This window comes from Jannaschia formosa (assembly GCF_003340555.1).
Taxonomy (GTDB): Bacteria; Pseudomonadota; Alphaproteobacteria; order Rhodobacterales; family Rhodobacteraceae; genus Jannaschia; species Jannaschia formosa.
The window spans coordinates 18,937-32,610 of the sequence record NZ_QPLJ01000012.1; the positions used below are offsets into that span (position 1 = coordinate 18,937).

The 13,674-nt window shown below is 71.2% G+C and carries 14 protein-coding genes; 8 read left to right on the plus strand and 6 right to left on the minus strand.

The annotated features are described in order from the left end of the window. Nucleotides 1-75: 75 nt before the first annotated feature. Nucleotides 76-1,056 (plus strand): adenosine kinase, encoded by a 981-nt coding sequence (locus DR046_RS13290; protein WP_115382881.1) that lies wholly within the window; start codon nt 76-78, stop codon nt 1,054-1,056. A 12-nt stretch (nt 1,057-1,068) separates the two neighbouring features. On the opposite strand, the gene DR046_RS13295 is transcribed toward DR046_RS13290, so the two are convergent. Continuing rightward, nucleotides 1,069-1,593, minus strand: coding sequence for a DUF2799 domain-containing protein (locus DR046_RS13295; protein ID WP_167767107.1), 525 nt, complete (start codon nt 1,591-1,593; stop codon nt 1,069-1,071). 184 nt (nt 1,594-1,777) lie between these two features. Here DR046_RS13295 and denD point away from each other — a divergent pair, with 184 nt between their 5' ends. After that, the gene (gene denD / locus DR046_RS13300; RefSeq protein WP_115382883.1) at nt 1,778-2,752 is read left to right on the plus strand and encodes a D-erythronate dehydrogenase; all 975 of its coding nucleotides are present in this window, start codon (nt 1,778-1,780) and stop codon (nt 2,750-2,752) included. An 11-nt stretch (nt 2,753-2,763) separates the two neighbouring features. On the opposite strand, the gene DR046_RS13305 is transcribed toward denD, so the two are convergent. Beyond that, nucleotides 2,764-4,338: a DUF5928 domain-containing protein gene (locus DR046_RS13305; RefSeq protein ID WP_115382884.1), complete on the minus strand. Its 1,575-nt coding sequence runs from the start codon at nt 4,336-4,338 to the stop codon at nt 2,764-2,766. 101 nt (nt 4,339-4,439) lie between these two features. Here DR046_RS13305 and DR046_RS13310 point away from each other — a divergent pair, with 101 nt between their 5' ends. Next, entirely contained in the window at nt 4,440-5,258 is an 819-nt protein-coding gene (locus DR046_RS13310) for a sulfotransferase family protein (protein ID WP_115382885.1), read from the plus strand. A gap of 258 nt (nt 5,259-5,516) precedes the next feature. On the opposite strand, the gene DR046_RS13315 is transcribed toward DR046_RS13310, so the two are convergent. Further along, the gene (locus tag DR046_RS13315; protein WP_115382886.1) at nt 5,517-6,503 is read right to left on the minus strand and encodes a 2-hydroxyacid dehydrogenase; all 987 of its coding nucleotides are present in this window, start codon (nt 6,501-6,503) and stop codon (nt 5,517-5,519) included. Between the two features lie 107 nt (nt 6,504-6,610). Between DR046_RS13315 and DR046_RS13320 the strand changes: the two genes are divergently transcribed. Further along, a complete protein-coding gene (locus DR046_RS13320) occupies nt 6,611-7,099 on the plus strand; it encodes an SH3 domain-containing protein (protein WP_115382887.1) in 489 nt (162 codons plus the stop codon). 100 nt (nt 7,100-7,199) lie between these two features. Further along, on the plus strand, nt 7,200-8,657 hold the full coding sequence (locus DR046_RS13325; RefSeq protein ID WP_115382888.1) for an ABC transporter substrate-binding protein: 1,458 nt from the start codon (nt 7,200-7,202) through the stop codon (nt 8,655-8,657). Between the two features lie 37 nt (nt 8,658-8,694). Here the strand turns inward: DR046_RS13325 and DR046_RS13330 are convergent, their stop codons facing one another. Next, the gene (locus DR046_RS13330; RefSeq protein WP_115382889.1) at nt 8,695-9,456 is read right to left on the minus strand and encodes a hypothetical protein; all 762 of its coding nucleotides are present in this window, start codon (nt 9,454-9,456) and stop codon (nt 8,695-8,697) included. A gap of 375 nt (nt 9,457-9,831) precedes the next feature. Between DR046_RS13330 and DR046_RS13335 the strand changes: the two genes are divergently transcribed. Then, on the plus strand, nt 9,832-10,542 hold the full coding sequence (locus DR046_RS13335; RefSeq protein ID WP_115382890.1) for a TspO-related membrane protein: 711 nt from the start codon (nt 9,832-9,834) through the stop codon (nt 10,540-10,542). 16 nt (nt 10,543-10,558) lie between these two features. On the opposite strand, the gene DR046_RS13340 is transcribed toward DR046_RS13335, so the two are convergent. Beyond that, nucleotides 10,559-11,338 carry an SDR family oxidoreductase gene (locus DR046_RS13340; protein WP_115382891.1) on the minus strand — a complete coding sequence of 260 codons (780 nt, stop codon included), beginning with the start codon at nt 11,336-11,338 and terminating at the stop codon, nt 10,559-10,561. Nucleotides 11,339-11,447: 109 nt separating this feature from the next. Between DR046_RS13340 and DR046_RS13345 the strand changes: the two genes are divergently transcribed. After that, nucleotides 11,448-12,407 carry a Hint domain-containing protein gene (locus DR046_RS13345; protein WP_115382892.1) on the plus strand — a complete coding sequence of 320 codons (960 nt, stop codon included), beginning with the start codon at nt 11,448-11,450 and terminating at the stop codon, nt 12,405-12,407. A gap of 7 nt (nt 12,408-12,414) precedes the next feature. On the opposite strand, the gene DR046_RS23975 is transcribed toward DR046_RS13345, so the two are convergent. Further along, nucleotides 12,415-12,768, minus strand: a complete 354-nt coding sequence (locus tag DR046_RS23975) for a 2'-5' RNA ligase family protein (RefSeq protein WP_209313585.1) — start codon at nt 12,766-12,768, stop codon at nt 12,415-12,417. Nucleotides 12,769-12,901: 133 nt separating this feature from the next. Here DR046_RS23975 and DR046_RS13355 point away from each other — a divergent pair, with 133 nt between their 5' ends. Then, nucleotides 12,902-13,633 carry a proteasome-type protease gene (locus tag DR046_RS13355; protein WP_115382893.1) on the plus strand — a complete coding sequence of 244 codons (732 nt, stop codon included), beginning with the start codon at nt 12,902-12,904 and terminating at the stop codon, nt 13,631-13,633. The last annotated feature ends 41 nt before the right edge of the window (nt 13,634-13,674 follow it).

A 13,674-nucleotide genomic window follows, 5' to 3' on the forward strand; every position in this document is an offset into this window, starting at 1 on the left:
CCGGGGGGTCCGGGGGGCGGAGCCCCCCGGCCGGTCGACCCGCGCCAGCGGGGCGAAATCCGAAAGGCACACGACATGACCCACGCAGTGATCGGCATCGGCAACGCCATCGTCGACGTCATCTCCCACGGCACCGACACCTTCCTCGACCAGATGGGGATCGAGAAGGGCATCATGCAGCTGGTCGAACGCGAACGGGCGGAGCTGCTCTATGCCGCGATGCAGGACCGGACCGAGGCGCCGGGCGGCTCGGTCGCCAACACGCTGGCCGGGATCGGCGCGCTGGGCCTGTCGACCGCCTTCATCGGCAAGGTCAAGGACGATGCGCTGGGACGGTTCTATGCCGCCGCGATGGAAGCCTCGGGCACCGCCTTTCCGAACCCGCCGAAGCCGGTGGACCTGCCGACCTCGCGCTCGATGATCTTCGTGAGCCCCGACGGAGAGCGGTCGATGAACACCTATCTCGGCGCCGGCGCCGACATCTCCTCAGCCGACGTGCCAGACGTGTTCGGCGACGGCGGCATCCTGTTCCTGGAGGGCTATCTCTTCGACAAGGACGAGGGGAAGACCGCCTTTGCCGAGGCAGCGGCCAGGATGAAGGCGGCGGGCGGGCGCTCGGCCATCACCATCTCGGACCCGTTCTGTGCCGACCGCCACCGCGCCGACTTCCAGCGCCTGATCGCCGAGGACATGGACATCGCCATCGGCAACGCCGCCGAATGGACCACGCTCTATCAGACCGACGACCTGGAGGCCGCGTTGGATCGCGCCGCCGAGGCCTGCGAGATCGTGGCCTGCACGCGGTCCGGCGAGGATGTCTGGGTCCGCTCCGGCGACACCCAGTTCACCGCACCCGTCACGCGGACCCGGGTCGTCGACGCGACCGGAGCGGGCGACCAGTTCGCCGCAGGCTTCCTCTACGGGCTGGCCACCGGGCGCGACCTCGAGACGGCGGCCCGCATGGGCGTGGTCTGCGCCCGCGAGGTGATCGGCCATCTCGGCCCGCGCCCCATCGCGGACGTCAACGCCCTGTTCCGCGCCGAAGGACTGGCCTGACCCGCCTGCCGGTCAGAACGCACCGGCCCGAAGCAGGAACCGGCGCGAATCGAGCCGGTCGAGCCGCCGGTCCAGCTGCCAGAGCCGGTGCCTGAGCACGCCGCGCCTCGGGTCTTCCTTCGCCAGCGATTGCAGCTCGGCGACGAGGTGGAACCGCTCGTTCCGCAGCGACCGGATCTCGGACTCGATCTCGCCGAGCAGGACGCCGCGCCGATGCGCGGCCTGCAGCGCCGGGCGCGCCTCGGCGGGACAGAAGGCGCCAAGGCGGTGGCCGCCATGGCCCGCCTCGAAGGCCCCCTCCGGCGTGCAGTGGATCGCCCGCCCGCGGGCATGCCCCGCGGCGAGCAGGTCGGAGCGGAGCGGGGTCGGCGTGGCCGCGCAGCGCGCCGCCTCCTGCGCCAGCGCCGCCTCGGGCTGGCCGCGGCGGGCCAGACGCTCGCCCAGCGCTTGCGCGTCGGTCTGCGCGCAGGAGAATTCGGTCAGCTCGGCGCAGCCGCCGAGACCGGCCATCAGGCATAGGGCGAAGAGCAGCCGCATCGGGGCCTCCGGGGTCGCTGGATGTCGCGCGATCCTCGCGCGGGCGCGCCCGACATGCCATCGCGCCCCGGCGTCATCGGATGACAGCCTCACAAAGCCCAAGGCCCAAGGCCCAAGGATGACGGAAGGCGATTCCACGGCGGAGCGAAACGCTCTAGCTTGGCCGCCACACAGGGAGAGAGCCATGCACATCCTCATCACCGGCGCGGCCGGCATGATCGGGTCCAAGCTGACCCAGGCGCTGGTCGCGCGCGGCACGCTGCGGGGCGCCCCGATCACGGGGCTCACCCTCGTCGACGTCAATCCGCCCGCGCTGCCCGTGGGCGTGCCCGGCGCGGCGCTGTCCGCCGACCTGTCGGACCCGGCCGCCGCCCCCGCGCTGATCGAGCACCGCCCCGACGTGATCTTCCACCTCGCGGCCATCGTCTCAGGCGAGGCCGAGGCCGACACGGCCAAGGGCTACGACGTCAACCTGAAGGGAACGATGGCGCTCTGCCACGCGATCGCCGCCGAGCGGGACTATGCCCCGCGGCTCGTCTTCGCCTCCTCCATCGCGGTCTTCGGCGTGCCCCTGCCCGACGTGATCCCCGACGACCAGCCGCCCCGGCCGCTGACCTCCTACGGGACGCAGAAGCGGATGGGGGAGCTCATGATCGACGACCTGAGCCGCAAGGGACTGCTCGACGGCGTGTCGCTGCGCCTGCCGACGATCTGCGTGCGGCCCGGCAAGCCCAACGCGGCGGCCTCGGGGTTCTACTCCTCGATCCTGCGGGAGCCGCTGTCGGGCCAGACCGCGACGCTGCCCGTGCCCGACAGCACACGGCACTGGTTCGCTTCGCCGCGTTCGGCCGTGGGCTTCCTTCTCCATGCGGCCGCAATGGACACCGGCCCCCTCGGGCAGGACCGGGCGATCAACCTGCCGGGCGTCGACGCCACGGTCGGCGACGCCATCGCGGCGCTCGGCCGCATCGCGGGCGAGGCGGCGGTTGCCCGGATCGAGCGCCGGGACGACCCGGCCGTCGCCGCCATCGTCGCCGGCTGGCCGCGCGCCTTCGACCCGCAGCGCGCCCGTTCCCTGGGCTTCCGGGCCGAGGCCGACATGGACGAGATCATCCGCGTCCACGTCGAGGACGAGCTGGGCGGCAAGCTGCCGGACTGATCCGCGCGGCGTCAGCGCCCGGTCAGGCCCGCCTCCCGCGCGACCTGCGCCGCCACCGCCGCCCCGCAGTCGAGGACCTGCCCCAGCGCGGCGATCACGGCGTCTTCGGGCGCGTCCTCCCGCAGACGGACGAGGCCCGGCAGGTCGGCCTCCGACAGGCGCCGAACCTCCTCGGCGGCGCGGTCGGCGAGGGCAGGCAGCAGCGCCGCGAGCTGCGCCTCGGGCGTGTCCGGCCCGGCCAGCCCCTCGGCGATGGCCTTCCGGCGCAGGTCCTCCTCCGTCGGGGGCCGGTCGACCAGCAGCACGCGCAGCTCCGCCCGGCCGGCGCGGACGTCGAGCAGCAGGCCCAGATCGCCCGGCTCGGCGCAGATCGCCAGCCGGTCGGTGGCGAGCGCGTCGAAGATCAGCCGCAGCACGGCACGGCGATGGCGGCTGCGCTTGGCGAGGCTGCTCTCGATGCCGCCGAGGTCCGGAAGCGCGACCTCCTCGTCGTGGAACAGGTAGCCGAGCGCGGGCAGGGTCGCCTGCGCGTCTACGGCCCGGGCCAGCGCCCGCCCGAGGGGGCGATCGCGGCAGACGATCACCAGAAGCGACCGGCGCTCGCCCATCTCGGCCCCCGCCTCCCAGATGCGCCGCCCGAAACGGCGGCCCCGGCGCCCCCGCGCGGCGACGAAGGCGTGAAGCCTCCGCCCATCCCCGGCCTCGGCCGTGCGGATCTCGTCCGAGGCCCAGAGCGCGTCGAGCCGCGCCCGGAGCTGCCGCGCCTCCGGCCCGATCTTGCGCGCGAAGAACTCCGGCTGGGCGACGAGCAAGTCGTGATGGTCGTCGTGGAAGGTGGCGGGCATCCCGTAATCGGTGAAGGTCAGGAAGGTCGGCGGGTGCGGCTCGATCTCCCCGCGGGGGACGAGATGGGCGACGAGGGTCTGGAAGAAGGTCTCGTCCGGGATCCAGGTCGTGCGGAAGAAGCGGACGACGTCCGGCCGCGCCCGGCAGAAGGCGAGCACCTTCTCGACCGTCCCGCGGCGCAGGCACCACCATTGCGAGCCGATCCGCATCTCGATCCCCTCCGGGATCTCCCGCCGCAGGCCCAGCCGCTGCTGCACGTCGAGCGAGGCGTAGAACAGCCGCTTGCGGCTGCGCTCGTTGAACCAGTGGCGGTAGACCAGCCGCTCCTCGACGAAGCCGGTGCGGATCCAGCCGGAGGTGAAGAAGTCGACGGTCTCGATCCGGTCCAGCGGGCGCGCCGCCAGCAGGGAATGCGCCTGCAATGCCGAGGTGATCGGACGGCAATCGCCCGAGACGAGGTAGAGATGCGTGGCATCGGGAAAGGCGGCCAGCGCCGCCTCGGCGGCGTTCAGCGTGGCCCGGACCAGCGACCACTCTCCCCAGCCGCAGCGGACCCGGCGGGCCAGGGTCACGGCGGGGTTCCCGGAGAAAGCGGCCTCCAGCCTTGCCGCATCCGTCTTGGGGGCCCGCGCATCGAGATGGATCGCGACGAAGTCCCCCGCCGCCGTCAGCGCCCGCGCCTGGGCGATCACGCCCTCGGGGTTGCGGTGGCACAGGAGGAGGAACGCAAGTCTCGCCATCTCTTGCGCTTCGCGCCTCCGTTCGGCCACATCCCCGTCGCTCCCCTTGCCTAAGCCCGGGGGCACGCCCGCGCAATCGCGCCGACCGGACGGAGGAAAAGATGGGCTTTCCCGGCACCTGGATGACCGAGAGCGAGAGCGTGATCTACCGCGTCGTCCCGAAATGCGCCTGCTCGACCATCGGACAGATCCTGTATTACTCGGATCACGGGCGGTTCTACGACGGCGACATCCACGACGCGACCGAGGGCCTGCACAAATGGGCGCAGGAGGAGAGCCAGCCGCTGATCGAGGCCAACGCCCGCGCGCATCGCAGCTATGCCTTCACCTGCGTGCGCAACCCCTACACCCGCATCCTGAGCAGCTTCTTCGACAAGATCGCCGGCATCCAGCGCAACGGGAAGCGCTATCGCGGCAACATGGTGCCGAAGCTGTCGCGCAGCTATGGGGTCGAGGTCGGCTCGCCCGAGGACGGGTTCGACTTCGACCAGATCGCGTCCTTCCGGCGCTTCCTGCTCTTCGCCCGCGACACCATCCGCTTCAAGCGACCGATGGAGCCGGACATCCACTGGTCCGCCATGTCGAGCCATATCGGCACCTTCGTCGCCAATGGCGGCGTGCTGGACCGCATCGTCCATGTCGAGCGCTTCGCCGAGGGCATGCAGGCCGTGCTCGACGCCATCGAGAGCCCGGTGCCCGTCGTCCTGTCCAAGGTCCCCCGCTTCAACGAGAGCGAGGGCCACGGTCCGAAGCGGGCGCACCCGGTCGAGGCCTTCTTCGACGACCTGTCGATGCATCTGGTGCGCGAGATGTACAAGCGCGACTTCGAGCTCTTCGGCTACGACATCGACGATCCGGCGAACAGGATGCCGGTGCGGGAGATCGACCTGGGAGCGGTCCACGCGTTCCTGCGGGATTGAGTCCACGACTGGAATGGTAGTGGTGTTCATCGCGACAGTTGTCGCGGTAGAGGCCGCTTCCCAATCGGCCAGTGCTCAAGTGAAGCCGAGGTCGGATTGCGAAAGAGCATCCGCCGTTTGAGAGAAAGTCGCTCACCTGTCGCGCCAGATATAAGAGAGTGATCGGCCCCACCTGAGCGTAAGCGAGGGGCTGCCCCTGCGGGTGAGGACGGAGTTGGAGAGCCTTCTGGCTGTCCCATCTGCGGGGACACTGACCCCTCACAACATCGACGGCACCACCTGATCCGGCGGCCTGTGCCCATCCGCGAAGGTGCGCATGTTGACCAGCACCCGCTCGCCCATTTCCAGCCGCGCCTCGCGTGTGGCCGAGCCCATGTGGGGCAGCAGCAGGACGTTGGGCAGCTCGCGCAATCTCGGGTTCACGCCGCGGCCGCGCTCGTAGACGTCGAGGCCGGCGCCGGCCAACTCGCCGGCGCGGAGCATGCGGGTCAGGGCGTTCTCGTCGATGACCTCGCCGCGCGAGGTGTTCACGATCACCGCCGACGGCTTCAGGAGCTTCAGCCGCCGCGCGTTGAGCAGATGGAAGGTCGCGGGCGTGTGCGGCGCGTTGACCGACAGCACGTCCACGCGGGCGAGCATCTGGTCGAGGCTTTCCCAGTAGGTGGCCTCCAGCGGCGCCTCCAGCCCCTCGTGCAGGCGGCGGCGGTTGTGGTAGTGGACCGACATGCCGAAGGCGCGGGCGCGGCGGGCGAGCGCCTGCCCGATCCGGCCCATGCCCAGCACGCCCAGGCGCTTGCCCGACAGCCGCGCGCCCAGCAACGCCTCGGGCGCCCAGCCGGGCCAGTCGCCCTCGCGCATCCTGGCCATTCCTTCCGGGACCCGCCGCGCAACGGCGAGGATCAGCGCCATGGCCATGTCCGCCGTGTCCTCGGTCAGCACGCCCGGCGTGTTCGACACGAGGATTCCCCGCTGCCGCGCCGTGGCCACGTCGATATGATCGACCCCGGCGCCGTAGTTGGCGATCAGCTTCAGCCGCTCGCCCGCCCCGGCAAGCAGCGGCGCGTCGATCAGGTCGGTCAGCGTCGGCACCAGGATGTCGGCCTCGCGCATCGCCTCGGCCAGCGCCTCGCGGGGCATCGGGTCTTCGCTTTCGGACAGCCGCACATCGAACAGCTCTCGCATGCGGGTCTCGACGGGTTCGGGCAGGCGTCGCGTGACGACAACACTCAGTCGGCTCGATGGCACGTCGCTCGCCCTCCCTCTAGGCACGGTCCGGGGCAGGATGGCATGGTCTCCGCCACGCGCAAGGGGCGTCAGACCCCGCGCAAGAGGTATGGTCAGAAAGGAAAGGCATGCGGACCATGTTGGGTCTCGCGGCACTCGTGGCGCTGGTCGCCTGGGGTGCCGCCGCGCAGGAGAAGGGGCCGGTGACGAACCTGCCGATCCCGCGCTACGTGTCGATGAAGGCGGCCGAGGGCTATGCGCGGCGCGGGCCATCGGGGACGCACCGGATCGACTGGGTCTTCGTGCATCGCCACATGCCGCTGCAGGTCACCGACGAATACGGCCACTGGCGCCGTGTCCAGGACCAGGAGGGGGCGGGCGGCTGGATGCATTACTCGCTGCTTTCGGGTAACCGGACGGTGCTGACGACGGCAGAGGTGCTGCTGCGCCGCCGCCCGACCGAGAGCGCGCCGGTCTCCGCCAGGCTGGAGCCGGGTGTCGTCGCCTGGCTGGGCGAATGCGCGGCCGGCTGGTGCCACATCGAGGTGCAGGACGCCGAGGGCTGGACGGTCACGGCCGGGCTCTGGGGCGTGGCAGCGGACGAGACGCGGGAGTAGCGCGGCCGGGCGCCGCCGGTCCGCAGGCGGACCCGCTCCCGGCTTGCTCCGTCCCCGGGCGGCGCATACGCTCCGAAGGATCATCGGAGGGGACACTCGCATGCTCACACGTCTCACGGCACTCCTGGCGCTGACCGCCACGACGGCCCTCGCGCAGCAGACCGACATCACGATCGGGATGCAGCTCGAGCCGCCGAACCTCGACCCGACCGCCGGCGCCGCCGCCGCCATCGACGAGGTCGTCTATGCCAACGTCTTCGAGGGGCTGACCCGCTTCGGGCGCGACGGCTCGATCCTGCCCGCCCTGGCCGAAAGCTGGGAGGTCTCGGAGGACGGCCTCGTCTGGACCTTCACGCTGCACGAGGGCGTGACCTTCCACGACGGCACGACAATGGACGCCGAGGACGTGGTCTTCACCCTCGACCGCGCCCGCGCCGAGGACTCGACCAACGCGCAGAAGGTCCTCTTCGAGGGCATCGAGAGCGTCGAGGCCGCGGACCCGACCACCGTGCGCATCACCCTCTCGGAGCCGAACGGCAACCTGCCCTTCAACCTCGCCTGGGGCGACGCCGTCATCGTCGCGCCCGAAAGCGCCGGGACCAATGCCACCGACCCCGTCGGCACCGGCCCCTTCACCGTCGCCGACTGGGTGCAGGGCGACCGGGTCGAGCTGGAGGCCTATCCGGACTACTGGGGCGAGAAGCCGGCGCTGACCGAAGCGACCTTCAAGTTCATCTCGGACCCGAACGCGGCCTTCGCGGCGATGATGGCGGGCGATCTCGACGCCTTCACCAACTTTCCCGCCCCCGAGACGCTGTCGAGCTTCGAGGCCGATCCGCGCTTCGAGGTGATCGTCGGCTCGACCGAGGGCGAGACGATCCTCGCCATGAACAACCAGACGCTCAGCGACCCGAAGGTGCGCCAGGCGATCGCCCACGCGATCGACCGGCAGGCGATCATCGACGGCGCGATGTTCGGCTACGGCACCCCGATCGGCACGCATTTCGCCCCGCACAACCCCGACTATGTCGACCTGACGGAGCAATCTGCCTACGATCCCGAGCGCGCCCGCGCCCTGCTGGAAGAGGCGGGGGCGACGGACCTCACCCTGCGGCTGATGCTGCCGCCCCCGGCCTATGCTCGCCGCGGGGGCGAGATCATCGCCTCGCAGCTTCGCGATGTCGGCATCCAGACCGAGATCTCGAATCTCGAATGGGCGCAATGGCTCGAGCAGGTCTTCAACGGCAAGGATTTCGACCTGACCATCGTCAGCCATACCGAGCCCGCGGACATCAACATCTACGCCCGGCCCGACTACTACTTCCAGTACGACAACCCGGAGTTCCAGGCGCTGATGGCCGAGATCGACGCGACGGCGGACCCTGCGATGCGGTCGGAGCTGCTGAAGGACGCGCAGCGCATGATCGCCGACGACTACGTCAACGCCTTTCTGTTCCAGCTTGCCAAGACCGGCGTCTCGGACGCCCGGATCGAGGGGTTGTGGGAGAATTCGCCCACCCAGGCCAACGACCTGACGGACGTTCGCTGGACCGAGTGACGCGGGCGGGTGGGGCCGTGCGCGGCCCCGCCCGACGTCAGGCCAACCGCCGGCGCAGGCCGACGAGGCCGATCAGCGCGCCGCCCAGCAGCAGCGCGCCAGTGGGCAGCGGCACCTGCGTGATGGTCAGGTTGTCGAACGCCGCCCCGATCCCCGTCGTCTTCGAGCCGACGAAGTGGAAGTCGAGCGCCTCGATCTCGTTGCCCGCGCGCGCGAAGGAGAAGCGCCAGGACTGGCCGTCGAGCGAGGTGGTGTCCTTGTTGTTCGTGCCGACGGGGCTCAGCGCCTCGACCGTGCCGCCCCCCGAAAGGATCACGACGACGCGCCAGGCCTCGCTGCCCTGGCTCGTGTTGCCGTCGATGTCCCAGAGCTCTCCGGAAACGGCGGCCACCCCGCCCGCGAAATCGAAGCGGAAGACGGCGGCGGAGGTCACGAAGCTGCCGGTCAGTCCGGTCGTCGTCCGCAGGAAATGCGATCCGAGGCTGCTTGCGGTCTCCAGCGGGCTCGCCACGTCGTATTTCGCGGGCGTGCCGCCGGAATCGTAGAGAAAGCCGTTGCCCGTATCGGCGGAGCCGACCTGCTCCACGGACATGGTGTTCGTCCCGGGGGTCGAGAGCGAGACCACATCCGAGGTCGCGCCGCTCGAGTCCTTGAGGAAGATCCCGTCGGAGGCGAAGACGGCGTTGTCGGCATAGCCGCTGTCGAACCCGAAGGACGTCACCGTGGCCGCCATGACCGTGCCGGGAAGGCAGATGGCGGCCGCGAGGGCGAGGGGGGACAGGCGGGGCGAAGGGAACATGGGACCAACTCCGGAAGGAAACGCACGCATCATCGCAAGGTAATGTGGCCAGCCCATGACCACGGCGCAGCGTCCTCCGGGCTCGCCGGCCGGCGGGCCGGTGCCGCTCGGGCGTGCTGGTCTGCGGCGGGCGAGCCGCCGAAGGTCCCGGGCATCCGGACACCAGCAGGACCGGCGCTCCTGAAACCCGCAGGCGTCGCGCCGGAGAGCCATGGCCGCCATCGCGTCGCCAGTGCCGGGACAGGAGCGATGCGGGGGGCGGGAGATCCCCGGCTCCCGGCCCGTCCACGCCTACAGGCGGGCGCATCGCCACCGGCCTTGGCCGCCGCGTCGCCGGGCGCTAGGTCGAGGCACCCGATCCGAAAGGCCCCTCCCATGCGCCTGCGCGCCCTGCTCGTCCTGATCGCCGCCCTGGCCTTCGCCGCCTCGCCCCTGCTGGTGCCGGGCTTCGGCGGCTATGAGCCCTCGCAATTCCCCAACCCGCTGGAGGACCCGTCCGTCCAGCCCGCGGGCTATGCCTTCTCGATCTGGGGGCCGATCTACCTCTGGCTCGTCCTGTCGGCGGGCTACGGGCTCTGGCGTCGGGCAAGCGACCCGGCCTGGGACGCGGCGCGGCTGCCGCTGATCGTCAGCCTCGCCGTGGGCGCGGTCTGGCTGCCGGTGGCGCTGGCCTCGCCGCTCTGGGCGACGGCGCTGATCTGGGTGATGCTGGGCGGCGCGCTCTGGGCGCTGCTCCGGACGCCGCGCAAGAACCGGCTGCTGCTGCGCGGTCCGGTCGGGCTCTATGCCGGGTGGCTGACGGCGGCCTCGGCGGTCTCGGTCGGGCTGATCGCGGCGGGCTGGGGCGTGCCGCCGCTGGGTCCCGAAGGCTGGGCCTTCGCCGCCCTCGCCCTCGGCCTCGTCATCGCGGTCGGGGTGCTGTGGCGCCTGCCCTCGCCGGCCTATGGCGCCGCGGTCGTCTGGGCGCTGGTCGCGGTGACGGTCCGCAACGGCGCCGACCCGGTGGGGATCTTCGCCGCGGTCGCGGCGCTGGGCATCGCCGCCCTGACCGTCCACGTGACCCGGAAGGAGCGGCTCGGCCTCTGACCGAGCCGCTTCGATCTCAGATCGTCGCGTTCGTCGCCCCGCCATCGGCCAGCAGGTTCTGGCCGACGATGAACCCGGCATGGATCGAACAGAGGAAGGCGCAGGCCGCGCCGAACTCCTCCTTCGTGCCGTAGCGGCGGGCGGGAATCGTCTGCTCGCGCCGCGCGCGCGCCTCCTCGAGCGAGATGTTCTGCTGACGGCTCACATTGCCGTCGAGCGACAGCGCGCGGTCGGTGTCGTGGATGCCGGGCAGCAGGTTGTTGATCGTGATCCCGTCCGGCGCGACCTGCCGCGCGGTGCCCGCGACATAGCCCGTCAGCCCGGTGCGGGCCGCGTTCGACAGGCCCAGCGCCGGGATCGGCGCCTTGACCGACTGGGAGGTGATGTTGACGATCCGCCCCCAGCCGCGCTTCTGCATCGCCGGCAGGCAGGCCTTCATCAGCGCGATCGGCGTCAGCATGTTGGAGTCGAGCGCCTTGATGAAGTCGTCCCGGTCCCAGTCGGACCAGAGCCCCGGCGGCGGCCCGCCCGCGTTGGTGACCAGGATGTCCGGCTCCGACGCCGCCTCCAGCACCTGCGCCTGGCCCTCGGGCGTGGTCACGTCGCAGGCGACGGTGGCGACCTCGACCCCGTGGCGGCCGCGGATTGCCTGGGCCGCCGCTTCCAGCGCCTCGGCCCCGCGCGCGTTCATCACCAGATGCACGCCCGCCGCCGCCAGCGCCTCGGCGCAGCCGAGCCCCAGCCCCTTGGACGAGGCGCAGACGAGCGCGCGCTTGCCGGAAATGCCCAGATCCATGTCGATCCTCCCTTGATGTTGATTGTTCGGTAACATTCCTTGAGGCAATGTCCAGCTTCGCCCTTCCGCCGCCCCGTTTCCGGCGCACCCGCATGGCACCCACGCCCCGATGACCGACAACGCCCCGCTTTCGGCGCTCAGCCGCTGCACCGTCTTCTCGGCCCCGGCCCTTTCGGTGGAGACCGGGGCGCTGATGGGCGATCCCATCGGCGACCTGACCGAGGTGGCGGTGGGCGACGTCTACGTGCTGGACCCCGCCGCCGTGGGCCGGGACCTGGTGCTGTCCCGCGCCTCGGGCCGGGTCGCGGTCGCGCCCGGCTCGGCCGTCGGCGCACCGGGAGAGACGGTCGCGCCCCTCGCCCGCCACCAGCTCATGAGCGAGCGGGGCGTGCCGGTCGAGATCCTTCTGCTCGCCCTGGGCGCGGCGCGGCTGATCCTGCCCTTGGGCCCGCTTGCGGCGGGCGAGGAATATTCCCTCATCGCATCGGAACCCGTCGCCGGAGAGCTGGCCTCCGTCGCCTCGGTCAGCTTCGCGCGCGGCACCCGGATCACGATGGCCGGCGGCCTGCAGCGCCCCGTCGAGGAGCTTCACGAAGGCGACCGAGTCCTGACCCGAGACCACGGGCCCCGGCCAGTCCGCTGGGTCGGGCGTCAGTCGGTGCGCGCCGAGGGGTCGCTGGCCCCCGTGGTGATCGCGCGCGGCGCGCTCAACAACGCCGAGGATCTGGTCCTGTCGCCCGATCACCGCCTGTTCCTCTATCGCGGGCGCGAGGGGGAGCTTCTGATCCGCGCGCGGGACCTGATCGACGGCAAGGGCATCCGCCGCGGGCCGGGCGGGCATGTAGACTATTTCCACCTGCTCTTCGACGCGCATGAGATCATCTATGCCGAGGGCATCCCGGCCGAGAGCCTGCTGGTCACCCCCGAGGTGCTGGCCGGGCTGGGCGAGGACCTGGCCGCCGACCTCATGCGGCATGGCGGCGGTGCCACCGCCCCCCATCCGGGCGAGGAGCCGTCGGCGCAGGAGGCGGCGCGGCTCGCCGCGACCATCGTCTCGCGCACCGGCTGAAAGGCCCTCACCGACCCTGGGCCCGGCGCGCCGACTGCGATCGGGGGCCAGCCCCCCGCAGGCTCGCCCCCGGGCATTCACTGTAGAGATCCGGACGGGCCGGGGCGCTCTCCTCCCGGCCATGTGGGCCTCGGTGGGCTCTGACGCCCCGGCCCAGCGAGACGAGGCGCGCGACCCGGCACAGCAGCGCCGGGGCCTGCGCCGCCACCTCGGCCAGCCGCGCCGTCACCTCCGGCAGGCGGTCTCCGGGCAGGTGGTGGAAGAGCGTCAGATGCGCCGGGACGACATTGCGCTCCGGCCGGAACCAGCGGTCGCGGCTGACCGGGTCGGGGCGAAACGTGAGGACGAGCGGCGCGGACATGACCGCGCAACCGATGCGCCCGCAGGACGTTCCACCACGGTTACGTGAAGGCGCCTCGCGGGGGCGCATCCCGCGCTTGACTTGTCGCGCACCGCAAGGGACGCAAGGCGCGCCATACACTCGGACAAGCCTCATGACCTATTGCGTCGGCCTGCAGCTCGACCGCGGCCTCGTCTTCCTCGCCGACACGCGCACGAATGCGGGCGTCGACAACATCTCCACCTATCGCAAGCTCTTCACCTGGGAGGTGCCGGGCGAGCGGGTGATGTGCCTGATGACCGCGGGCAACCTCGCGACGACGCAATCGGTCGTCTCGCTGCTCAACGAGCGCGACCTCGCGGCATCGGAGCGGACCTCGTCTCTCCTGACCGTGCCGTCGATGTACCAGGCCGCGCGGATCGTCGGGGACACGCTGAAGGGCGTGATCAACGAAACCCGCGGCGACAACGGCAGCACCGCCAAGACCTTCGGCGCGACGATCATCCTCGGCGGCCAGATCGGCGGGAGCGCGCCGCGCCTGTTCATGATCTATCCGGAGGGAAACTTCATCGAGGCGCAGGCCGACACGCCCTTCTTCCAGATCGGAGAGACCAAGTACGGCCGGCCGATCCTGGTGCGCGCCTATGATCCCGCAATGGACTTCGCCACGGCCGTCAAGCTGCTGATGGTCAGCTTCGATTCCACGATCCGTGCCAACCTGTCGGTCGGCACGCCGCTCGACCTGCAGGTGGTCGAGAAGGACGCGCTGCGCCTGGGCTTCAGCCGCCGCATCGAGGAGACGGACCCGGACTGGCGCATGATCTCCGACGGCTGGTCGGACGCGCTGCGCTCCGCGTTCCATTCGCTGCCCGACGTGACGTTGTAGCGCGGTCGGTGCGCGGCGCTGGTCATCGCGGGGCGCGCGCC